At 70.0% G+C, this 21,383-nt stretch carries 18 protein-coding genes and 2 pseudogenes; 6 read left to right on the top strand and 14 right to left on the bottom strand.

Going from position 1 to position 21,383, the window contains the following annotated elements; all coding sequences use genetic code 11:
- Window positions 1–11 precede the first annotated feature (11 nt).
- Entirely contained in the window at window positions 12–173 is a 162-nt protein-coding gene (locus NYP07_RS15595) for a hypothetical protein (protein WP_268151994.1), read from the bottom strand.
- Between NYP07_RS15595 and NYP07_RS15590 the strand changes: the two genes are divergently transcribed.
- The gene (locus tag NYP07_RS15590) at window positions 157–459 is read left to right on the top strand and encodes a PsiF family protein (RefSeq protein WP_268151992.1); all 303 of its coding nucleotides are present in this window, start codon (window positions 157–159) and stop codon (window positions 457–459) included. The genes NYP07_RS15595 and NYP07_RS15590 overlap by 17 nt on opposite strands.
- An 86-nt stretch (window positions 460–545) precedes the next feature.
- On the opposite strand, the gene NYP07_RS15585 is transcribed toward NYP07_RS15590, so the two are convergent.
- From NYP07_RS15585 to NYP07_RS15540, 10 genes are all read right to left on the bottom strand, one after another.
- Entirely contained in the window at window positions 546–1,505 is a 960-nt protein-coding gene (locus NYP07_RS15585) for a dipeptide ABC transporter ATP-binding protein (protein WP_268151990.1), read from the bottom strand.
- A complete protein-coding gene (locus NYP07_RS15580; RefSeq protein ID WP_268151988.1) occupies window positions 1,498–2,460 on the bottom strand; it encodes an ABC transporter ATP-binding protein in 963 nt (320 codons plus the stop codon). Before NYP07_RS15580 ends, NYP07_RS15585 begins: the two co-directional genes overlap by 8 nt.
- Window positions 2,461–3,067: 607 nt before the next feature.
- On the bottom strand, window positions 3,068–3,970 hold the full coding sequence (locus NYP07_RS15575; protein ID WP_378989506.1) for an ABC transporter permease subunit: 903 nt from the start codon (window positions 3,968–3,970) through the stop codon (window positions 3,068–3,070).
- Entirely contained in the window at window positions 3,963–4,379 is a 417-nt protein-coding gene (locus NYP07_RS15570; RefSeq protein WP_268151984.1) for a DUF4279 domain-containing protein, read from the bottom strand. Before NYP07_RS15570 ends, NYP07_RS15575 begins: the two co-directional genes overlap by 8 nt.
- Before the next feature lie 2 nt (window positions 4,380–4,381).
- Window positions 4,382–5,395 carry an ABC transporter permease gene (locus tag NYP07_RS15565; protein WP_268151982.1) on the bottom strand — a complete coding sequence of 338 codons (1,014 nt, stop codon included), beginning with the start codon at window positions 5,393–5,395 and terminating at the stop codon, window positions 4,382–4,384.
- 9 nt (window positions 5,396–5,404) lie between these two features.
- Window positions 5,405–6,355: an N-acetylmuramoyl-L-alanine amidase gene (locus NYP07_RS15560; protein WP_268151980.1), complete on the bottom strand. Its 951-nt coding sequence runs from the start codon at window positions 6,353–6,355 to the stop codon at window positions 5,405–5,407.
- A gap of 95 nt (window positions 6,356–6,450) precedes the next feature.
- The gene (locus NYP07_RS15555) at window positions 6,451–6,981 is read right to left on the bottom strand and encodes a DUF2894 domain-containing protein (protein ID WP_268151978.1); all 531 of its coding nucleotides are present in this window, start codon (window positions 6,979–6,981) and stop codon (window positions 6,451–6,453) included.
- 2 nt (window positions 6,982–6,983) lie between these two features.
- Window positions 6,984–7,637 (bottom strand): OmpA family protein, encoded by a 654-nt coding sequence (locus NYP07_RS15550; RefSeq protein WP_268151976.1) that lies wholly within the window; start codon window positions 7,635–7,637, stop codon window positions 6,984–6,986.
- Complete coding sequence (locus NYP07_RS15545; RefSeq protein WP_268151974.1) at window positions 7,630–9,696, bottom strand: hypothetical protein; 2,067 nt, start codon at window positions 9,694–9,696, stop codon at window positions 7,630–7,632. Before NYP07_RS15545 ends, NYP07_RS15550 begins: the two co-directional genes overlap by 8 nt.
- A complete protein-coding gene (locus NYP07_RS15540; RefSeq protein WP_268151972.1) occupies window positions 9,693–10,370 on the bottom strand; it encodes a DUF3348 family protein in 678 nt (225 codons plus the stop codon). The genes NYP07_RS15545 and NYP07_RS15540 overlap by 4 nt, the downstream gene beginning before the upstream one ends.
- 100 nt (window positions 10,371–10,470) lie before the next feature.
- Between NYP07_RS15540 and NYP07_RS15535 the strand changes: the two genes are divergently transcribed.
- Together NYP07_RS15535 and NYP07_RS15530 are read left to right on the top strand one after the other, a co-directional pair.
- Window positions 10,471–11,580, top strand: coding sequence for a threonine aldolase family protein (locus tag NYP07_RS15535; RefSeq protein ID WP_268151970.1), 1,110 nt, complete (start codon window positions 10,471–10,473; stop codon window positions 11,578–11,580).
- A gap of 48 nt (window positions 11,581–11,628) precedes the next feature.
- Window positions 11,629–13,275: an acyl-CoA synthetase gene (locus NYP07_RS15530; protein ID WP_268151968.1), complete on the top strand. Its 1,647-nt coding sequence runs from the start codon at window positions 11,629–11,631 to the stop codon at window positions 13,273–13,275.
- 15 nt (window positions 13,276–13,290) lie between these two features.
- On the opposite strand, the gene infA is transcribed toward NYP07_RS15530, so the two are convergent.
- The gene (gene infA, locus NYP07_RS15525) at window positions 13,291–13,539 is read right to left on the bottom strand and encodes a translation initiation factor IF-1 (RefSeq protein WP_268151966.1); all 249 of its coding nucleotides are present in this window, start codon (window positions 13,537–13,539) and stop codon (window positions 13,291–13,293) included.
- Window positions 13,540–13,912: 373 nt separating this feature from the next.
- Window positions 13,913–14,581 (bottom strand): PAQR family membrane homeostasis protein TrhA, encoded by a 669-nt coding sequence (trhA, locus tag NYP07_RS15520; protein WP_268151964.1) that lies wholly within the window; start codon window positions 14,579–14,581, stop codon window positions 13,913–13,915.
- A gap of 457 nt (window positions 14,582–15,038) precedes the next feature.
- Between trhA and NYP07_RS15515 the strand changes: the two genes are divergently transcribed.
- The 3 genes and pseudogenes from NYP07_RS15515 to NYP07_RS15505 all read left to right on the top strand — a co-directional run bounded on the left by NYP07_RS15515 (window position 15,039) and on the right by NYP07_RS15505 (window position 21,149).
- Entirely contained in the window at window positions 15,039–17,891 is a 2,853-nt protein-coding gene (locus NYP07_RS15515; protein ID WP_268151962.1) for a TonB-dependent receptor plug domain-containing protein, read from the top strand.
- Window positions 17,892–18,066: 175 nt separating this feature from the next.
- Window positions 18,067–18,276 (top strand): annotated as a pseudogene (locus tag NYP07_RS15510) (helix-turn-helix domain-containing protein); the annotation flags it as partial.
- A gap of 566 nt (window positions 18,277–18,842) precedes the next feature.
- Window positions 18,843–21,149, top strand: coding sequence for a GH32 C-terminal domain-containing protein (locus NYP07_RS15505; RefSeq protein WP_268151960.1), 2,307 nt, complete (start codon window positions 18,843–18,845; stop codon window positions 21,147–21,149).
- Between the two features lie 114 nt (window positions 21,150–21,263).
- Here the strand turns inward: NYP07_RS15505 and NYP07_RS15500 are convergent.
- Window positions 21,264–21,383, bottom strand: a pseudogene (locus NYP07_RS15500) (IS630 family transposase); the annotation flags it as partial.

Below are 21,383 nucleotides of genomic sequence, written 5' to 3'. Positions count from 1 at the left end.
CGCGCTGCGCGTCAACCGATGGCGCGCAGCCGGCGTTTGCGGCGTGCATCCCGGCGCAGCCAGCCTTTTGTGACGCCGATGAAACACGGCTTGGCAGTGTCACGGCCGCGTGCTTGAATCCATTCGCCCACCACTTTCCCGAGGAAGGAATCACCGATGAAACGAATCGCCATCCTGCTGGCCTGTGCCGCTCTCGCCCTCGGCGCCCAGGCCACCACGCAGCAGGACAAGATGAAGTCCTGCAATGCCGAAGCCAAGGGCAAGAAGGGCGACGAGCGCAAGGCCTTCATGAAGGAATGCCTGTCCGCCGGCGGTGCCGCCTCGGCCCCCGCGGCTCCCGTGGCCGACGCCGCCGCTGCGGCCTGCGACAAGTCCGCCGCCGACAAGAAGCTGCACGGCGCGGCCGCCAAGAGCCACGTCAAGAAGTGCATGGCCGACGCGGCCGCGGCACCGAAGTGATCGCCCTCTGACCCCAACGGGTTCCAAGACCGCCTGAGGGCGGTTTTTTCATGGGCGGCAAGGCAGAGGGCCGGCAGCGGGCCGCGTCAGACCTCGTGGCAGGCCACCTGCCGCCCGTCCACCTCGCGCAGCGCCGGCGCTTCTTCCGCGCAGCGCCGCACGGCCAGCGGGCAGCGCTTGTGGAAGGCGCAGCCGCTGGGCGGATTGAGCGGGCTGGGCAGCTCGCCGTGGATGACGATGCGCTCGCGCCGGTCGGCTGCGCGCAGCGCCGGCGCCGCGCTCATCAGCGCCCGCGTGTAGGGGTGCAGGGGCGCCGCGAACAGGCGCCGCTTCGCGCCGATCTCGACCGCCGCGCCGAGGTACATCACCATGACCTCGTCGGCCACATGCTCCACGACCGACAGGTTGTGCGAGATGAACACGTAGCCGGTGCCGAACTCCGCCTGCAGGTCCATGAAGAGATTCAGGATCTGGGCCTGGATGGACACGTCCAGCGCGCTGACCGGCTCGTCGGCGACGACGATGCCGGGGTTCAGGATCATGGCCCGCGCGATCGCGATGCGCTGGCGCTGGCCGCCCGAGAACATATGCGGGTAGCGGCGCAGGTGCTCGGGGCGCAGGCCCACCTTGGTCGCCAGCGCCTCGACGCGCTCGCGGCGTTCGGCGGCGGACAGCGGCGTGTTGATGAGCAGCGGCTCGGCCAGCGTCGTCGCGATGGTCTTGCGCGGGTTCAGCGACGCAAACGGGTTCTGGAACACCATCTGCACGTCGCGGCGCAGGCCTCGCAGCGTAGCGACATCGGCCGTGGCCGCATCGGCGCCGCGGAGCTTCAGCGTGCCGCGCGTGGGGCGCTCGATCAGCGTCAGCTGCCGCGCCAGCGTGCTCTTGCCGCAGCCGGATTCGCCGACGACGGCCAGCGTCTTTTTCGGCGCCAGCGTGAAGCTGACGCCGTTGAGCGCCTTCACCGTCGCCTTCGGGCGGAACAGGCCGCGGCTGACGCCGTAGTGCTTCGTCAGCTCATCGGCTTGCAGCAGGAGTTCAGACATGTGCCGACGCCTCGATGGGGAAGAAGCAGCGCACACCGTTGTCGAGCGTGGGCCTTTCGGCGACGCAGCGCGGCTGCACACGCGGGCAGCGCGGCGACAGCAGGCAGCCCGCGGGCCGGTCCAGCGCGCCGGGCACGATGCCGGGCAGGGCGGACAGGCGTTCCGCACCCTTGTTGTGTTCGGGGATCGCGGCGAGCAGTGCCTGCGTGTAGGGGTGGCGCGGCGCGTCGAACAGGCCTGGCACGGGGCCGGTCTCGACGATCTGGCCGGCGTACATGACGGCAACGTTGTTCAGCCCGGGCTGGGCCATCTCGGCCACCACCGCGAGGTCGTGCGTGATCATGACGAGGCCCATGCCCTGTTCGCGCTGCAGCTTCAGCAGCAGGGCCATGATCTGGGCCTGGATGGTCACGTCCAGCGCCGTCGTCGGCTCGTCGGCGATCAGCAGCTTGGGCGCGCAGGCAATCGCCATCGCGATCATCACGCGCTGGTTCATGCCGCCCGAGAGTTGGTGCGGGTAGGCGTCGGCGCGGTTCGCCGCGTCGGGGATCTCGACCTGCTCCAGCAGCTCGATGACGCGTTTTCTGGCGGCGCCGCCACGCAGGCCGAGGTGGGCGCGCAACACTTCGGCGATCTGGGCGCCGACGGTGTAGCTGGGGTTGAGGCTGGTCAGTGCGTCCTGGAACACCATGGCGACGTCGCGGCCGATCAGCTGGCGGCGTTCCTTCGGCGTGAGCTTGAGCAGGTCGCGGCCCTGGAACTCGATGGCGTCAGCGCTGACCTTGCCTGGGGCGTCGATGAGGCCCATCAGCGCGAGCATGGTGACCGACTTGCCGGAGCCGGATTCGCCGACGATGCCGAGGAGTTCGCCGGGTTCGAGGGTGAGGTCAATGCCGTCGACGGCGGGGAAGGTGCCGAAGTGGACTTTGAGGTTCTTGATGTGGAGGAGGCTCATCGCTGCTTTAGTTTGTTGGCGAGGCCCGTGCCGGGAGTTCGCCCCGGCGGGCGACCTACTTTCTGAGCGACCAGAAAGTAGGCAAAGAGTCGCCCCCGAACCGCCCGGCCCTTTGCTGCGCAGCGGGCTGCCCTGCGGTGCTCGGACTTCAAGCCCGCGCGCCGAACTCGCGCCGCTACGCTCTGCTCAAACAAGCGTCGCGAGTCAGTTCTTGAAGTTCGCTTCGCGAACGGGCTTGAAGTCCTGCGCTCCTCGGCGGGCTCAAAGGGGGGGTGAAGGAACAGCCGGCGCCAGCCGGCTTGCGGGTTTGGCTGTTGGCTGCTCGGCTGTTTGGGGTCTCCCCTTCTAAACCGCCGAGAAGCGCAGGAGCCCGGGGCGCGTGCGAAGCACGCATCAACATCTGACTTCGCGTCCCTTTGTCTGAACGGAGCGTAGCGAAGTGAGTTGGGCGCGGCCCCGGGTTCCGAGCATCGCAGGGAACCCCGCAGGGGCGGTTTTGCAGGGGCGCTTTCTTTGCTTACTTTCTTGTGCGCACAAGAAAGTGAGTCGGCTGCCGGGACGAAATCCCGGCTGTGCCTTGCCAGCAAGCCAAAGCAACGAGCGAGCATCACGCCACCTTCTTCAACTTCGGATCCAGCGCATCCCGCAACCCATCCCCCATCAGGTTGATGGCCAGCACCGTCACCAGAATCGTCAGCCCCGGCAGCGTGACGACCCACGGCGCCCGCATGATGTAGTCCCGCGCTGCCGACAGCAGCGTTCCCCACTCCGGCGTCGGTGCCTGCACGCCCAGGCCCAGGAAGCCCAGGCCCGCGGTCTCCAGGATCGCCGATGAAAAGCTCAGGGTCGCGTTGACGATCAACGGCGCCATGCAGTTGGGCAGCACGGTGACGAACATCAGCCGCCACACGCCGGCGCCGGCCACGCGGCTCGCGGTCACGTAGTCGCGCCCGATCTCGCCCAGCGCTGCTGCGCGCGTGAGCCGCACATAGCCCGGCAGCGCGCCGATCGCAATCGCGATCACCGTATTCACCAGCCCAGGCCCGAGCACCGTGATGACGCAGATGGCCAGCAGCAGCGCCGGCAGCGCCAGCACGATGTCCATCACGCGCATGATGGCCGGCGACAGCCAGCGCTGGAAGAAGGCCGCCGCGAGGCCCAGCAGCACGCCGGGCACGAGCGACATCGCCACCGCCGCGAGGCCGATGCCCAGCGACACGCGGCCGCCGTGCAGCAGCCGGCTCAGCATGTCGCGGCCCAGTTCGTCGGTGCCGAGCAGGAAGCGCGTGCCGCCGCCGTCGGCCCAGACCGGCGGCGTCAGCATGAAGTCGCGGTATTGCTCGATGGGGTCGTAGGGCGCGATCAGCGGTGCGAGCAGCGATGCGAGTGCGATCAACGCGAAGACGATCAGCGCGACGAAGGCGCCGCGGTTGGCGGTGAAGCCGAGCCAGAACTCGCGCAGCGGGCCGGGCGGTTCGGTGAGCGTCAATCGGGAGGAGGGACTATTCATCGGCAGTCGGCGCGTAGATGTCCAACGAGAGTGCGATACCACGCGCACCCAGTGCCAGAAGAGTTGCGGGCGAAAGCTCTGCGCCGTCATTGGTCTGACCCATGAACCAGCCGCAGAACAGATCGATTTCAAAGCGACGGGCCATGTCATGCCACACCGTCAGATCCGCGGTGAGCTTCGATAGCAACTCCTGCACCTGCGCGTTGGTGTCCTCGGGTTCCATGTTCGCGGCGTCCAGTCGCCACGAACCTTGCTTGGCAACGCGCTCGCGACCATTCCGCGAGCGAAGCACTTCCCCACGAGTCTCGGACTTCGTGGGTGCAGCGCCCAGCGCGGCAGTGATCTCCTCGGGGATCAGATCGTCGCCAAAAATTCGCAAGCAGGCCCGGGAATGGTCAATGACGGACATGTTCAATGCCCCCCGCCGCGGATGCGTGGATTCACGACGCCGTACAGCACATCCACGACGAGATTCACGCCGATGAACGTCAGCGCCGAGATCAGGATGCCGGCCTGCACGACGGGATAGTCGCGCCGCGCGATCGAGTCGATCAGCCATTTGCCGATGCCGGGCCAGCTGAAGATGGTCTCGGTCAGCACCGCGCCGGCCAAGAGGCTGCCGGTCTGCAGGCCGACCACCGTCAGCACCGGGATCAGCGCATTGCGCAGCGCGTGCACGACGACCACGCGTGCCGGCGACAGGCCCTTGGCGCGCGCGGTGCGGACGTAGTCCTCGCGCAGCACCTCCAGCATCGACGAGCGTGTCATGCGCGCCACCACGGCCAGCGTGCTGGTGCCCAGCACCAGGGCCGGCAGGATCAGGTGCACGACGGCCGACCTGAAGGCGCCCTCTTCGCCCGACAGCCAGGCGTCGACGAGCATGAAGCCGGTCACGCGCTCGGGGTCGAACTCGATGCCGATGCGGCCCGACACCGGCGTCCAGCCGAGGTTGACCGAGAAATACATGATGAGGATCAGCCCCCACCAGAACACCGGCATCGAATAGCCCACCGTCGCCAGGCCCATGACGCCCTGGTCCAGCAGCGAGCCGCGCTTCAGCGCCGCGCAGACGCCCAGCAGCAGCCCCAGGCCCACCGCGAAGACCAGCGCCGCCGTGGCCAGCTCGACGGTGGCCGGGAACAGCGCCGCGAATTCCTTGCCGACCGGCTCGCGGCTCACCAGGCTCTGGCCCAGGTCGGCGTGCAGCAGCTTGCTCACATAGTCGGCGTACTGGACCGGCAGCGGCTGGTCCAGCCCCATGCGCTTGACGAGGGCGGCATGCGCCTCGGGGTCCAGGTGGCGCTCGCCCATCATGACCTCGATGGGGTCACCGGGCACGAGGCGGATCAGACCGAAGGCGACGATCGTGATGCCGACCAGCGTCGGCACCAGCGTTGCCAGGCGTTTGAGCAGGAAGCCGAGCACGGGCGGTCTTTACCAGCGCGAGGTGTAGGGCCGCGTCTGCGCGTCGCTGCTGCCCGTCACGTGCATCGCGCTGGGCGTGGCGGCCACGTCGATCAGCGCGGCCGTCTCGGCGTCGGGCTGGCCGGAGATGTCGCTCGGCCGGTACTTCATCTGGAAGGTGGAGATGACGTCCTTGGTGGCCGTGTCCAGCTGGCCCGAGCGCGACAGGTTGTAGCCGATGCGCGCCAGGCGCTCCTGCAGCCAGGCCACGTCGTGCGGCGCGACCTCGTTCTCCAGCGTCCGGAGCGCGACCAGCGGGCCGTCGGGCCAGGGGATGAGGCCGGCGTCGGCCAGCTGCTTCCACGGGAACATCGGGCCGGGGTCCTGCTTGCGGCCGGGCGCGATGTCGGCGTGGCCGATGATGCGCTCGGGCCGCACCTGGTGGCGCTGCTGGATGTCGCGCACCAGCGCGATGACCTCGTCGACCTGGGCCTGCGGGAAGGGCGCGTAGACGCGGCCGGCCGCCGTGTCGACAAAGCCCGGGTTGACGATCTCGATGCCGATGGAGGCCGAGTTCAGGTTGGTGTTGCCGGCCCAGAAGCTGGCGCCGGCATGCCAGGCGCGGCGGTTCTCGTCGACGAGGGCATAGCTCGTCGCCGGGTCGTCGCGCACCAGGTAGTGGGCCGACACCTGGCCGCCGGTGGTCAGCACCTTCAGCGACTTCTCCCAGTCCAGCACCGTGTAGTGCAGCACGATGTAGAGGGCGCGGCTGTCCTGGTTCTGCGAGGTGTAGCTGCGGTCGATGCGCGGCGGGCGCACGGCGATGGCCGGCGGCGTGGCCGCGGCCGTGGGCGCGGTGGCCGACGGCGGCTGGGCAGGCCGGGCGACGGGCGGCGTGGGCGCCACGCTGGCGCAGGCGCTGAGCAGCAGGGCCAGCAGGGCAGCCGTGGCTGCGTGGAGGTGAGAGGCGGTGGGCTTCATGCGTGAGGGGGCGTGGCCAGGCCCGGATTGTTGCAGCGCCCCCGGCCGACCGATCGCGGGTGAGCCCGCAGACGATGGCCCCGGGGCCGCGGGCGTCAGCGCCGCCGCGCTGGCGCCTTCTTCGCCACGGGCCGGGCGGGCTTGTCGGCCGCGGCCTGTGGCGGCGCCAGCGCGGCCAGCGTGTCCAGCCCGGTCAGCAGGCGCTGCAGATAGTCGGGCGACAGGGCCTGGAGCTGCTGCAGTGCGCGCGCCACCAGCACCTGGCTGTTCAGCGGGCCGAGGTGCTCGGGCACCGGCACGCTGACCTCGGCCATGCGGCGGCTCAGGCGCAGTGCGCTCCAGGTGCGGTGATGGGCCTGCACATGGCGCAGCTCGGGGCTGGCGCCGGCCCGCAGGCGGGCGACGAGTTCGGTCAGCGGACTTGCGGAGTTCGTGGCCCGCCGCACCGGCAGCGGCGCTGGCTCGGCTCGTGCTCGCCGAACGAGCTTGGCGACCAACTGCTCGCGCAGCGCCCCCGGCGGCAGCGCGGCGGCGCGCCGGGCCAGTGCCTCCAGCACGCGGCGGCGCACCGGGTCGGCAGCCGCCTGGGCCGCGGCCCAGCCGATGGGGTCGTCCAGCGCGCCCATCGTCACGGCGCGGAGGCCGCGGCGCGGCGTGGCCGCGGCGTCGGCGCGATCTCCACGCGCCGGTTCAGCGCGCGGCCCGAGGCGTCGTCGTTGGACGCCACCGGCTGCTGCGGCCCGAAGGCGGCGGCGAACACGGCGTCGGGCGGCAGGCCCTCGGCCATCAGCGTGCGCGTGACGGTCAGCGCGCGCTGGGCCGACAGCTCCCAGTTGTCCGCAAACCTGCCGCCGAGCAGGCCGCGGTCGTCGGTGAAGCCGCTGACCATCAGGATCTCGTCGCGCTGCGCGAGATAGGTGCGCAGCGGCACGGCCAGGCTCTTGATCAGCGCGCGGCCCTCGGCGTGCAGCTGGTCGGAGCCGGTCGCGAACAGCACGGCGCCGCTGATGCCGATGCGGCCCTCGACCAGCGTGATGCGGCCCGACTTCAGAGATTCAGCCAGCGGCCCCGCCAGCGCGCGCTCCAGCGCCTCGCGGCGGGCCTGCTCGGCCTGGCGCTGCTGCACTTCGGCCTCCAGCTTGTTGGCCAGGTCCAGCTGGCCGACCAGGGCCGCGGCCAGCACCAGCACGAAGGCGCCCAGCACGCCGGCCATCAGGTCGCCGAACGCCGCCCAGGCCGGCGTGCCAACGCCTTCCTGCTCGATCTCCAGCGGCTCATCCATGTGCGGAGGCCCCCTGCAGCGCGTCCAGCACCTGCTTCTGCGAGCCCAGGCAGAGGTCGATGACCTCGCGCGCCTGGGCGACGTAATAGCCCAGCTGCTCGTCGCTGCGCGTCATCGTGCTGCTCAGCCGTTCCTCCAGCGCGGCCAGGTGCTGCACCAGCTGCGCGTTCGCGCCCTGGAACTGCTCGACGGCCGCGCCGAAGCCTTCGCCCAGGCTGCCCATCTCGGCCGCGCTGGCGGCCAGCTGGGTGGCGGCGTCGGCCAGCGTCTGGCCGGTCGCGCCGGCCTGGGCCGCGAAGCGCTCGCCCAGCGATTCGAGCTGGGTCGCCGAGCGGTCGACGAGAGCGTCGATGGCCTCGCGCTGCTCGCCGGCGGCCTGCTGCAGCGAGGCCAGCAGCGTCGACACGGTCTGCATCAGCTCGGCGCGCTCGGCCAGCGCGGCGCGGTCCTGGGCCTGGCTCTGGGCCAGTTGCTCGCGCAGCGCCGAGACGACCTCGACGGCCGCGCGCGGCGCCTCGCCGGCGGCCTTCAGCAGCGCGCCGGCCTCGGCCAGCGTGCTGCGGGCCTGGGCCTCGTTCTGCGCGACGAGCTCGCGGGTGTGCTGCAGCAGGCCGTCGGCCAACTGCTGCTGCCGGGCCAGCTGGGCGGCGCCGGCGGCCTGCAGCTCGGCGCGCCAGGCGGCCAGGCGCTCGGCGTCCTGGCCGGCGTGGGCCGCCTGCAACTGGCCATGGGCCTCGGACAGCGCGGCGATGGCGGCCTGGGTCTGCGCGGCGAAGCGTTCGGCCGTGTCGGCGATGGCCTGGCCGGCGGCGGCGCGCTGCTCGGCCAGGGCGGCGACCTGGCTGTGCAGCGCGGTGGCGCGGGCGGCATCGGCCTCGGCCTGGGCGGCCTGCTGGCGGTTGGCGTTGGCGTCGAGCGCGGCCAGCAGGGCCTGCGCTTCGCCGGCCCAGCGCTCGCCGAGCTGCTGCACGGCCTGCTGCGTGGCGGCGCGGGTGTCTGCCAGCTGCTGGAGTGCGGCCTCGCGCTGCCGGGCCAGGCCCTCGGCCTGGGCCGTGGCGGCGGCCTCGTGCTGCTGCCCGATCTGGGCGATGCCAGCCTCGAAGGCCGTGCTCAGCGCGCCCAGCTGGCCGGCCACCTGCATGCCCACGCGCTCGTGCAGGGCGGCGGCCTCGCGGGCGATGCCGGCCATCGCGGCCTCGGCGGCGGGGCGGATGGCGGCGCCGGCCTGGGCGACGCTCTCGGCCAGGCTGGCGCGCAGCGTCGTGTCCACGCTGGCGGCCAGCGCGGTGTAGGCCCGGCTCGTCTCGCCGTGGAAGCGGTCGTTCTGCGCCGCGAGCCGGTCGGCCATCGCTTGGGCGAACTGCTGCAGCTGGCCGACGAGTTCTAGCTGGTTCTGCCGGGCGGCCTCGGCCGCGGCGGCGTCGGCGACCTGCTGCGCCAGCGCGCGGCGGTACGCGGCCGTCAGCGGGCGCAGGCGGCCCAGCAGGGCCGCGTCGAGCCGGCCCGACACGGCGGCGCGCTCGCGGCGGGCCAGGGCCACCATCAGGCCCAGCATGGCCGAGCCGGTCACGCCGGCCACGCTGGCGCTGAAGGCCAGGCCCAGGCCCTGCACCGGCGCGCCCAAGGCGTTGCGCAGCGCGGCGAGGTCGGCCGTCTGGCCCAGCGCATTGGCCGTGCTGCCGAGCGTGATGACGAGGCCGATGAAGGTGCCCAGCATGCCCAGCAGCACCAGCAGGCCGGCCAGCGCGGGCGCCAGGCTCAAGGGCGGCAGGGCCACGCGCAGGCCTTCCAGGCGCTGCTGCACGCCGGCGCGCAGCGTTTCTGGCAGCGTGCCGACCCAGGCCTCGTCCGGCTCGGCGGCCAGCGCGGCAGCCAGCGCGCCGCTGGCGCGGCGGAAGGCACGCAGCTCCATGACGCCCAGCAGGAAGAAGGCCGCGATCAGCAGCGTCATCAGCAGCGCCACGGGGTGGTGGCGCGAGGCGGCCAGCGCAGCGCCGGCAATGCCCGCGAGGCCGGCCGCGAGGGCGAGGGGGTAGAGGGCGTTCAGGAAGCGGTTCATCGGGGCCTGTCGTCGTGCAGGGCCTCGATCAGGCCCAGCACCGGTTGAAGTCGGAGGTCCAGCTCGGCCCGCAGCAGGCGCCGCAGGTCGGCCCAGAAGCGGTGGCGCCAGCGGCGCGGGTCGGCGGCCTGGTGGGCCTCGGCGCGCGCCGTCAGCAGGGCGGCGAGGCCGGCGAGGCGCTCGCGCTCCTGCGCGGCGACGGCACGCTCTAGCAGCGCGTCCAGCTGAGCGAGGCGCGCCAGCGGCCCGGAGGCCTCGGCCAGCCGCGGGCGCAGGCGCTCGCGCAGGCTGGCGATGCGCGCGGCCATGCTGCGCTGCTGCTGGCTGTGGTGCAGGCGGAAGGGGGCCAGCAGGTCGCCCAGCGGCAGGCCCTCGGGCGCGGGCTCGGCGGCGTCGCGGGCCAGCTCGGCATCGTCGAAGGCGGCGAGCAGATCGGCCTGCACGCGCTCCAGCGCGGCGCCGGCCCAGTCGCGGGCCTCGCGGCGGGCGGCGGCATCGGCGCTGGCCGCGGGCGGCGTGGCCAGCACCTGGGACAGGCCGATGGCATCCGCCCAGCCCAGCCAGCCGCCCAGGCGCTCGGCCACCGGCGCCGCGGGCAGGGGCGCGACGCCCCATTGCAGCAGCAGCCGGGCCAGGGGCTCGGCGGCGAGGGGCTGCGGAGGGGCTGCTTGCATGGGGGGCGGCGCGCCCGTGGGCGCGCGAGGAAAAAGGGCGGGATTTTAGTGAGGCCCGTGGCGATGGGCCCCGGCGGCCCACGCGGCGACACTCCGCCCCATGCCCGCCACCCGCCCCGCCCACGCCGAAGTCGAGCTGCGCAACCGCTGCAGCCGCTGGCTCAATGCCCACCGGCCGCCGTGTTCGATGCGCGAATCCCTGCTGGCCCTGGCCGAGCTGCCTGAGGCTGCGCTGCCGCCGGACGTCTATGGCGAAGGCGAGGCCATGCAGGCCCTTGAGGCCGAGCTGGCCACCTTGCTCGGCAAGCCGGCGGCCCGCTTCTTCCACAAGGGCGTGGCCGCGCAGCTGGCGGCGCTGCGCCTGGCCTGCGGCGACGGTACCGGCCCGGTGGCCCTGCACCCGCAGAGCCATATCGCCATCGACGAGGCCGAGGCCTTCGAGACGCTGCTGGGCCTTCGCGGCCTGCGGGTCGGCGCGCCCGACACGCCCTTCACGGCCGCCGGGCTGGCGGCCCTGCCCGAGAAGCCGGCGGTCGTCGTCGTCGAGCTGCCGCTGCGCCGCGGCGGCTTCCGGCTGCCGGACTGGGAGCAGCTGGCCGCGATCAGCGCCTGGTGCCGGGCCGAGGGCGTGTGGCTGCATTTCGACGGCGCGCGGCTGTGGGAGGCGGCGCCGCACTACGGCCGGCCGCTGGCCGACATCGCGGCGCTGGCGGACTCGGTCTATGTGTCCTTCTACAAGGGCCTGGGCGGCCTGGCCGGCAGCGTGCTGGCCGGGCCGGAGGACTTCATCGCCGCGGCGGCGCCCTGGCAGACCCGGCTGGCCGGCAATGTCTACACCCTCTACCCGATGGTGCTGTCGGCCCTGGACGGCCTGCGCCGCCGGCTGCCGCGCATGGGTGCCTGGCGCGAGCGGGCCCGCGCGCTGGCCGCGCTGCTGGCGGCCGAGCCGGGCTGGCAGGTGGCGCCCGAGCCGCCGCAGACCAATTCCTTCCAGCTCCACCTGCCGGTCGCGCCGGAGAAGCTGCGCGAGGCGCTGCTGGAGTTCGCGCGGCAGCAGGGCTTCTGGCTGGGCGCGCGCGCCGTGGGCTCGGGCCGCATCGACTGCGGCGCGATGGTCGAGATCGTCATCGGCGAGGCGGCCGACGACTGGACCGACGCCGAGGCGCTGGACGCCTGGCGGGCGGTGCTGGCCTTGTCAGCTTCCCTGTAAGCCTGCGGTCCTAGGCTGCGTGGCAACGCCCGCACCCCAGGACCGCCCATGACCCGCCCCAGCCCCTATCAGACCGGCCTCGACAGGAACGTCGCCAATCATGTGCCGCTGTCGCCGCTGAGCTTCCTCGGCCGTGCGGCGGCCGTCTTCCCGGACCGGGTGGCCCTCGTCCACGGCGAGTTGCGCCAGACCTGGCGCGAGACCGAGGCCCGCTGCCGCCGCCTGGCCAGTGCGTTGGCGGCCCACGGCGTGGGCCCCGGCGTGACCGTGGCGGCCATGCTGCCCAACACGCCGGCCATGTTCGAGGCCCACTACGGCGTGCCCATGGCCGGCGGCGTGCTGAACACGCTGAACACGCGGCTGGACGCCGAAGCCATCGCCTTCATGCTGGAGCATGGCGAGGCGCGCGTGCTGCTGGTGGACCCGGAGTTCGCGCCGACGGTCGGCCGCGCGCTGCAGGCCGTGGAGCCGCGTCACCGCCCGCTGGTCATCGACGTGCTGGACGCCGGCGCGCCCGAGGCGCCGCGGCTGGGCACGCTGAGCTACGAGGAGCTGCTGGCCGGGGGCGACCCGCAGGGCGCCTGGCAGCTGCCGGCCGACGAGTGGGACGCCATCGCGCTGAACTACACCTCGGGCACGACGGGCAACCCCAAGGGCGTCGTCACCCACCACCGCGGCGCCTACCTGAACGCGGCCAACAACGTCATCGCCTGGCAGCTGCCCGACCACCCGGTCTATCTGTGGACGCTGCCGATGTTCCATTGCAACGGCTGGTGCTTCCCGTGGACGATGGCGCTGGTGGGCGGCACCAGCGTCTGCCTGCGCCGCGTCGACCCGGCGCTGGTCTGGCAGCTGATGCACGAGCATGGCGTGACGCATCTGTGCGGCGCGCCCATCGTCTACGGCATGCTGATCAACGCGCCGGCCGACGTGCGCGGCCAGCTGAATCGCGTCGTGCGCGGCCTGATCGCCGGCGCGCCGCCGCCGGCCGCCGTCATCGAGGGCTGCGAGGCCGCGGGCATCGCCATCACCCATGTCTACGGGCTGACCGAGGTCTACGGCCCGGCGGCCGTCTGCGTGCAGCAGGAGCACTGGGCCGGCCTGCCCGCCGCGGAGCGCGCGCGGCTGAACGGCCGCCAGGGCGTCAGCTACCCGCTGCAGGAGGCGGTGACGGTGCTCGACCCCGACACGCTGCAGCCCGTGCCCGCCGACGGCGAGACCATGGGCGAGATCTGCTTCCGCGGCAACGTCGTCATGAAGGGCTATCTGAAGAACTCGCTGGCCACCGAGGAGGCCTTTGCCGGCGGCTGGTTCCATACCGGCGACCTGGCCGTCGTGCAGCCCGACGGCTACATCAAGATCCGCGACCGCAGCAAGGACGTCATCATCTCGGGCGGCGAGAACATCAGCTCGGTCGAGGTGGAGGACGTGCTGCACCGCCACCCGGCGGTGCTGATCGCCTCCGTCGTGGCCCTGCCCGACGCGAAGTGGGGCGAGGTGCCCTGCGCCTATGTCGAGCTCAAGCCGGGCGTGGCCGTGACCGAGGCGGAGATCATCGAGTTCTGCCGCAGCCAGCTGGCACGCTTCAAGGTGCCCAAGCGAGTGGTCTTCACCGAACTGCCCAAGACCTCGACCGGCAAGATCCAGAAATTCGTGCTGCGCGAGCGCGCCAAGTCGGCCAGCGCCATCGAGTGATGGCGCTGCGGGGGCTCAGCGGCCGGCCGGCGCCTGGCGTGGGGCGCCCAGGTGGCGGAAGGTGATGCGGCCCTTGCTCAGGTCGTAGGGCGACATCTCCAGCGACACGTTGTCGCCGGCCAGGATGCGGATGTGGTGCTTGCGCATCTTGCCGCCGGTGTAGGCGATGACCTTGTGGCCGTTCGTCAGCGTCACGCGGAAGCGCGAATCCGGCAGGATTTCGTCGACGACGCCATGCATTTCGATCAGTTCTTCCTTGGCCATGGGGGCTCCGTTCTTCAGTATTGATCCGGGATGCCGGCGCGGGCGCCGCACCGGCATTCGTGTGGGTCGGGCGCCGCTCAGTGCCTGCGCGCCGGGTTGACAAAGGCGCCGCATGCGGGCTGCGGCCCATGCGGCGAACACTCCACCGGCGCCACGCCACGCGGAGACAGATGCACGAAAGAACACTCGCCGGGAGTTGTTGCTGTAGCGAGCCGCTCGCGGGAACGGGCCAGGGGGTGGCCAGCGGGGCTGCAGTGAGACCTTGAGAAAACGGTCTTGCGCGAATCTATGGCCGGCATTCTACCCGGCGGGGGCCGGGCATCGCCCGGTGGCGCGGGCCCAAGCCCTTGATGCGCAAGCCTTTGTACCGGTTTCAGCCGTAGGCGTAGAACAGCGCGGCGAAGAAGTGGCAGACGCTGCCGCCCAGCACGAACAGATGCCAGACGAAATGCGCGTAGCGCAGCCGGTTGTCCAGCAGGAAGACGAAGGCGCCCAGCGTGTAGCTCAGGCCGCCCGCCACCAGCAGCGCCAGGCCGCCGGCCGGCATGCGCTCCAGCAGCGGCCCGGCCGCGAACACCACCACCCAGCCCATGGCCAGGTAGAGGGCCGTGGACACCAGCGGGTGGCGCAGCCGGTTCAGCAGCTTGATCGCCACGCCGAAGCCCGCCGCCGCCCAGACGGCGACCAGCAGCGTCAGGCCCGGGCCGCTGTGCAGCACGCCCAGCGTGAAGGGTGTGTAGCTGCCGGCGATGAAGACGTAGATGGCGGCGTGGTCCAGCCGCATCAGCCAGGCCTTGGCGCGGCCGCGGGCCAGCGAGGCCGGCAGCGCGTGGTAAAGCGCCGAGATGCCGTACAGCAGGACGGCCGTGGCGCCGAAGATGGCCGCGGCCACGACGTCGGCCACGCTGCCCTGGCCCACCGCGCGGATCACGAGGATGGGCAGGGCCGCGACGGCCAGCAAGGCGCCCAGGCCGTGGCTGATGGCGTTGGCGATCTCCTCGCCCAGGGTCTGGGGGCGGTCGGCGGCGGTGGTGCGGGGCATGGTCGGCTCGAACTGCGGGCGGATGGGCGAAGCATGCCAGTTTGACAGGGCACGGCGCCCAGGCAGGCCCGCCTTCGCCTTTGCGGCGGCCAGGCTTTTGCCGAGCCGCCGGGTCGCCGTCACGAAGTGGCACCCAGGGATTGGGCAAAAGTGGCTCTTGATCGTGCCGATGCGCATATCCAGACTGGTCTTTCAAGTGCCGGAAGGCCGGGGCGCGCGTGATCGATTCACCGGCCGGCATGCGCGTGGCCGACGTGCAGGCGAAGGCAGTCCTTGCGCGGGGAGGATCGGTGGATTCCTCACTCGTCGTGTGGTTACTTCCGCGCATGACTTTGGTTAGCGACCCGATTGCGAAAGCACTCTTTGCGTTGGAACGGACCGGTTGACTCCAGAGCAGAGCGCGTGGTCCTTCCCGGCCATTTCATTGGTGATCAACCATATCCACGCAGGAGACCCTATGTTCCACAAGACCAAGGTCTGCAAGAGCCTGATGCTCGCCTTTGGCGGATCCATCGCTCTCGGCGCCCTACCGGTGCTGGCCCAGCAGCCGCAAGATCAACAGCAAACGCAGCCCCAAACGCAACAACTGATGCGCGTCGAGGTGACCGGCTCGTCCATCAAGCGCATCGAAGGCGAGACCGCGCTGCCGGTGCAGGTGCTCACGCGCAAGGACATCGAGAGAACCGGCGCCACGACCGTTGAGCAATTGCTGCAGACGGTGACGGCGGCGTCCAGCTCCGGCGGATTGACCGCCTCATCGATGTCGGGCGCTACCACGGGCGGCATCTCGGCCGTCGGCCTGCGCGGCCTGAGCTCGCTGCGCACGCTGGTGCTGATCAACGGCCGGCGCATCGCGCCCTACGGCATCGGCTTCACCAACGACTCGGTGTCGGTCGACGTCAACAGCATTCCGCTGAACGCGGTCGAGCGCGTCGAGGTGCTGAAGGACGGCGCCTCGGCCGTCTACGGCTCCGACGCGGTCGCCGGCGTCATCAACTTCATCCTGCGCCGGGACCTGCAGGGCGGCGACATCTCGGCGCAATACGGCGACAGCGCGAAAGGCGGCGCGGCCTTCAAGAAGATCAGCGGCGCCTGGGGCATGGGCGACCTGACTACCGATCGCTACAACCTGATGCTGGTGGCCAACTACCAGAAGGAGGAGCCGCTCTTCGGGCGCCAGCGCGCGTTCGCCGATCACTCCGCCAACGTCGACCACCTGAACGACACCTCTTCCAGCGCGAGCTTTCCGGCCAACTTCTTCACCTTGACGCCGGGGGCCGGCAACCCCATCCCCATCGTCAATCCCACCGCGATCGGCCCCGACACCAAGGCCAACCCCGGCGCGCCGGCCTGCCCGGGCCCCTGGTCGTACAGCGATCCGCTGTCGGGCGGCGACCGCGCCGGCCTGACCTGCCACTTCAATCCGTCGCCCTTCGTCCAGCTGGTGCCGAGCGCCGAGCGCATCAGCCTCTTCGCGTCGGGGCGCTTTGCCTTCACGAACGAGATCGAGGGCTATGTCGAAGCCTCGTACAACCGCAACAAGCAGGACAACGTCATCCAGCCCTCGCCGCTGGGCTTCGCCTACGGCATCCCGCCCAACAATCCGCTGGCCAATCAGTACCCCTACAACCAGGGCTATCAGACGCCCTATGCCTCCACGATCAACATCACGTCGAGCAGCCCCTACTACCCGACGGCCTACGTGAAGGCTCTCACCGGCGGCACCACGCCCGACCTGACCATCCTCTACCGTGACGTGGCCAACGGCCTGCGCAATCTCAAAGACACTGCCACCGCGCCGCGACTGACCTTCGGCGTCAAGGGAACGGCCGCCGGCTGGGACTTCGACGCGAATTTCCTGCACAGCGAGAGCAAGGTGGTCGAGACCGACATCACCGGCTTTCCCATCCTGTCCAAGATCCTGCCCATCCTGAACAGCGGCAACTTCAACTTCTGGGGCACCAACACCGACGCGGTGAACTCGCAGGTGGCGGCCACCAACTACACCGGCGACGCCTACAGGGTCAAGTCCACGCTGGACAGCGTGCAGGCCCGCGGTTCCCGCGAGCTGATGCAGCTGCCCGCCGGCGCGCTGGCCCTCGCGCTCGGCGTCGAGGCGCGCAAGGAGAAGTACAACTTCGAGAGCAGTGCGCCGCTGGCGGCGGGCGACCTGGCCGGCTACGGCGGCAGCATCGCCAGCGTCAACAGGTCGCGCAATGTGGAAGCGGCATTCGGCGAGCTGAGCATCCCGATCCTGAAGACCTTGGAAGCCGATCTGGCGGTCCGCTACGACCATTACGCGGGCGTGGGCAGTTCAACCACGCCCAAGGCCAGCCTGCGCTTCCAGCCCATGAAACAGCTGCTGATCCGCGGCGCCATCGGCAGGGGCTTCCGCGCGCCCAGCCTGGCCGACCTCTATACGCCGGTCACGACGGGCGTGACGACGCCGGGCCTGAACGACCCGCTGCGCTGCCCGACCACCGGCAACACACCGATCGACTGCCAGACCCAGTTCAACATCACCAACGGCGGCACGGCGACGCTGAAGCCCGAGAAGTCGACCAGTGCCACCCTGGGCTTCGTCGCGGAGCCCACCGGCAATGTGTCGATTGCGGTCGATGCCTTCAAGATCGACCTGACCAACACGATCAACAACGGCGTCCCGGCCAACTTCATCCTGTCCACCCCGGCGCTGGCGACGCAGTACGGCTACCTGATCACACGCAACCCGCCGTCCGGCAGCCTGCCGGGCTCGATCGCCAACATCGACCAGACCAATGTGAACCTCGGTGGTACCAAGCTGTCCGGCTTTGACTTCGACTTCAAGCTGGGCGTGCCCAGCCGCATCGGCAGGTTCACGATGTCCTACACCGGCACCTACTTCATGAAGTTCGACACCCAGAACCCGGACGGCACCTGGACCCCCGGCGTCGATCAGGCCAATACCGTGAACGGCGGCACCACGCCGCGCCTGAAGACCTATCTCATGCTCAACCTGACGAATGGCCCCTGGAGCTACACGCTGGCACAGAACTGGCAAACGGGTTATGCGGACGCGCCCGGCAGCGTCCAGAACGCGCAGTACCCCAATGGCAAGCCCAACCAGACTTCCAATCTCGAGACCTATGACGGCATGATCCAGTACGCCGGATTCAAGGATCTGAAACTGACCTTGGGCGTGAGGGACATCCTCAACCGCAAGCCGCCCTACGCCAACTCACCGGCATCCTTCCAGACCGGCTATGACCCGCAGGTGAGCGACCCGCGGGGCCGTTTCGTCTACGGCGTCGTCGGCTACTCGTTCCGTTGATGCATGGGGGCGGCTGACCTGGAGGTGCTGCCAGGGTCGGTTCGCGCCCCGGTTTTGCCTGTTTGTTGATTTCCTCCGAAACCTGACCCACGTATCAACCTAGCCTGCCGCAATTTGCGGCAGGAGCACTGGAGTGATTGACGTGGCGACACTGAGTGTCATCAGGCGGTAGGCCCTGCGAGAGCAGTTGTCCATCCGCGAGATAGCCCGACGCACCGGCCTGTCTCGCAACACCATCAGGAAGTACCTGCGCAGCGGCGACCAAGAGCCGACCTACGCCAAGCGGGCCAGCAAGAGCCGGCTCGATCCGTTTGCCGAGAAGCTGGCGCACTGGCTCAAGACCGAGGCCGGCAAGACGCGCAAGCGCATCAAAGCGAGAGAACAGGAGCGACGCAACAAGGGCGACGAGGCGGGCTGACGAGCCCACAGTGAATCGCCCCGGGTTTCATAGACACCCGTGAGCCGTTGGGAATGGCGTCGTTCGAACTCGACCGGCGAAGTGTCGCCGGCGGTGCCGTGGCGCCGCTTGTCTACTGGACCTCGGGCGATTCATCGTTCTCGCTAGAAGTCGACTGCCAAGCCCGCGGGGACGCGTGAGAAAGGCGGGTTCAGACATGTAAATCGGCCATCGTGCGCATTGCCTGTTGCGGACCTGGGGGAAACACTGAAGCCGATTCCCTGGCAAAGAAATACCATCGATAGACATTTTCAGGCCCACAGGGGCCCTCTTCTCCCGCCAAATGACTATCGATAGTCAAATCAAGTCGAGGATAGCGTTCTGCGCCGAGGCGGTTGGCATCGGTTGCCGCAGCGCGGGGGCGCGGGGCTTGGCCGCTCGCGCATCTGGCCTAATTGTCCGCCCAAAATGTCTATCGATGGTCAATCGGTTCGGCGGTTTCTCCTTGTTTATCGTTGCCATGGGTGATGCACGTGACCTCATCTGACGACGCCTTGAAGGCCCGCGCTGAAGATGGCTCTCGGCCGGCTCATGCGTCGCTGCGCGATCGCCTGAGGCGCGGCTTCCTGCTCCCTGCTGCGGTGCTGGCATGCCTGACGGGCTCGAGCCCCGTCTTCGCGGCGGCGCGACTGCCCGATGCCGTCGTGCGCGCCGACTTCGATCAGCTCTCGGCCGGAAAGCTGCCGGGTGGTCTGGAGATCAGGACGCAGTTCCCGGCACCTGATGCGGTACCCGGCGTCATCGGCGGCGCGTGGCGTACCGACGGCTTTTCCAGCTACGCGGAGGGGAAGCTCTCCCTGAGCCCGAGCAGCGGCTTCACGCTGTCCCTGTGGGTCGCCCTGGAGAGCTATCCGTCGGACCTGGAAGTACCGGTCAAGGAGATGGTGCCGTCGTCCTTCATCCAGCAGGCCTCTGGCGGAAAGGGCTTCGATCTGTTCATCGATGCCTATGGGCGCTGGGGATTCAAGGTGGCAACCTCTGCCGGCATCCTGCGCATCCCGGCCCAGTCGAGGTTCCCGCTGCGGCGCTGGGTGCACCTGGTGGCCACGGTCGACGTCGCAACCGGCATCGCCTCGCTCTACCAGAGTGACGACCTCATCGGAACGGCACAGGGCGCGCCCGGCATGGCCCTGGAGTTGGCGCAGACACCGCTGCGACTGGCCGCGGCGCCCACCGAGACCAAGATCCTGGACTTCACGATCAATCGGCTCAACGGCGCCTTCGACCAGGTCGCCGTGTATCCCGCTGCACTCAGCGCCGAGCAGCGCCAGTTGCTGTCCGGCCCGTCATCGGTGCCGAGCGCGGAGCCGTCGCTGGTGGTTCCGGCCACGCGCTTCGCCAACGACACGTTGCGCCCCCGCGTGCATCCGCTGCCGCCCGCCAACTGGACCAACGAAGCTCACGGCCTGATCCGCATCGGCGACGCCTGGCACGTCTTCTACCAGCGCACGCCCAACGGCCCGTTCAAGACGTTGATGCACTGGGGTCACATGACCAGCCGCGACCTGCTCGTCTGGGAGAACCAGCCTGACGCGCTGATGCCCGAGTTGCAGAGCGACGACTTCGGCTTCGACATGAAGGGGATCTGGTCGGGGCATGTCATTGCCGATGGCGGCAAGGCCTTCGCCTTCTACACGAGCGTCAACCATGGCGATCGCCTGGCGGCCAGCAACCCGGGCGTGGCGATGGCCGTCAGCGAGGACCCGCAGCTGCGCGACTGGACGAAGGCCGGCCCCATCCTGAATTCACGGGGCGCCCGGGACATGCGCGATCCCTTCCTATGGAAGGAAGGCGGCACCTGGCACATGATCATCGGCGCGGCCCTCGAGACCGGCGGTGGCCTGCTGCACTACGTGCTCGAACCCGGCGACAAGGGCGGACGTTGGCAGCCGCGGCCCCGGTTCACGGATCCCAGCTACCGGATGCTGGACATCGGCTCGGAGATCTGGGAGATGCCGGTCTTCGAGCGGTTGTCGGACGACGTGTGGATCCTGCTGGCCAACCCGATCGGCGGCAAGGTGAGCAAGTACGGCGAGCCGAGCACGCGTGCGGTCTACTGGACCGGCGCCTGGTCCGACGGCACGTTCAAGCCGTTCTCGCCGACGCCCAAGCTCTTGGACCTCGTCCCGGGCCATCTTGCACCGACCGTGAGCCGGGCCGATGACGGCGGCTTGCGGGCCATCGGCATCATCGATGAGCGCCGCACGCCGCTCGCGCAGAGGCAGGCCGGCTGGGCGCACACCTTCAGCCTGCCGCGGGCCTGGTACCTCCTCGGCGACAAACACACCTTGGGGCAACGACCGGCTCCCGAGCTGGCGCGGCTGCGCGCAGGCGCGGTCGTCGACAGATCCGGTGTGGCGATTGGTCGGGATGCGGTCTCGCTCGACGTGGGCCATGGGGCCTACGAGCTGCTGATCGAACTCGCCGACGCGCCATCAGCTGCGGCGCCTGTCCAGCTCGACGTGCTCGCCTCGCCGGATGGCCGGGAGTTCACCCGGCTGATCTTTGATCAGGCGCGCGGCGAGGTGATCGTGGACAAGTCGCGTTCGACGTTGTCCGCCGATGGTGAAGGCCCCCGGATCCTGAAGGGGGGCTACGCCGCGGAATCGTTCGGCGCCATGCGCCGCCTGCGGGTGATCGTCGACGGCTCGACGGTCGAGGTGTTCATCAATGACGCAGCGGCCTACTCGGTGCGCAGCTACCCGTCGTTGCCAGGCAGCACGGGGATTCGGATCGGCGCAGACACCGGGCAGCCCATGAGGGCGGCCGTGAAGGTCTGGCCATTGCGACTGCCGCAATAGATGCGGCAACCGCCCGCACGCCAAGCCGCGGGCATGAACTGTTGATTCTTCGGAAAGGGCGATTCGAGACGGTCAAGGAAAGGCCGGCCGGCTTCGAAGCGCCAAGCACGACAACTAGTGTTCTGTCCCAGTAATACGTGAACAAAGTCGATGCAGCTTCTCGAGGATCGAGTCGGCGGTCGCGGTCCAGCGAAAGGGCTGGCAGTTCTCGTTGTGGGAGGCGACGAAGTGGTC

Source organism: Pelomonas aquatica (assembly GCF_026712205.1).
Lineage (GTDB): Bacteria > Pseudomonadota > Gammaproteobacteria > Burkholderiales > Burkholderiaceae_C > Pelomonas > Pelomonas aquatica.
This window is presented reverse-complemented; position numbering and strand designations above follow the sequence as displayed.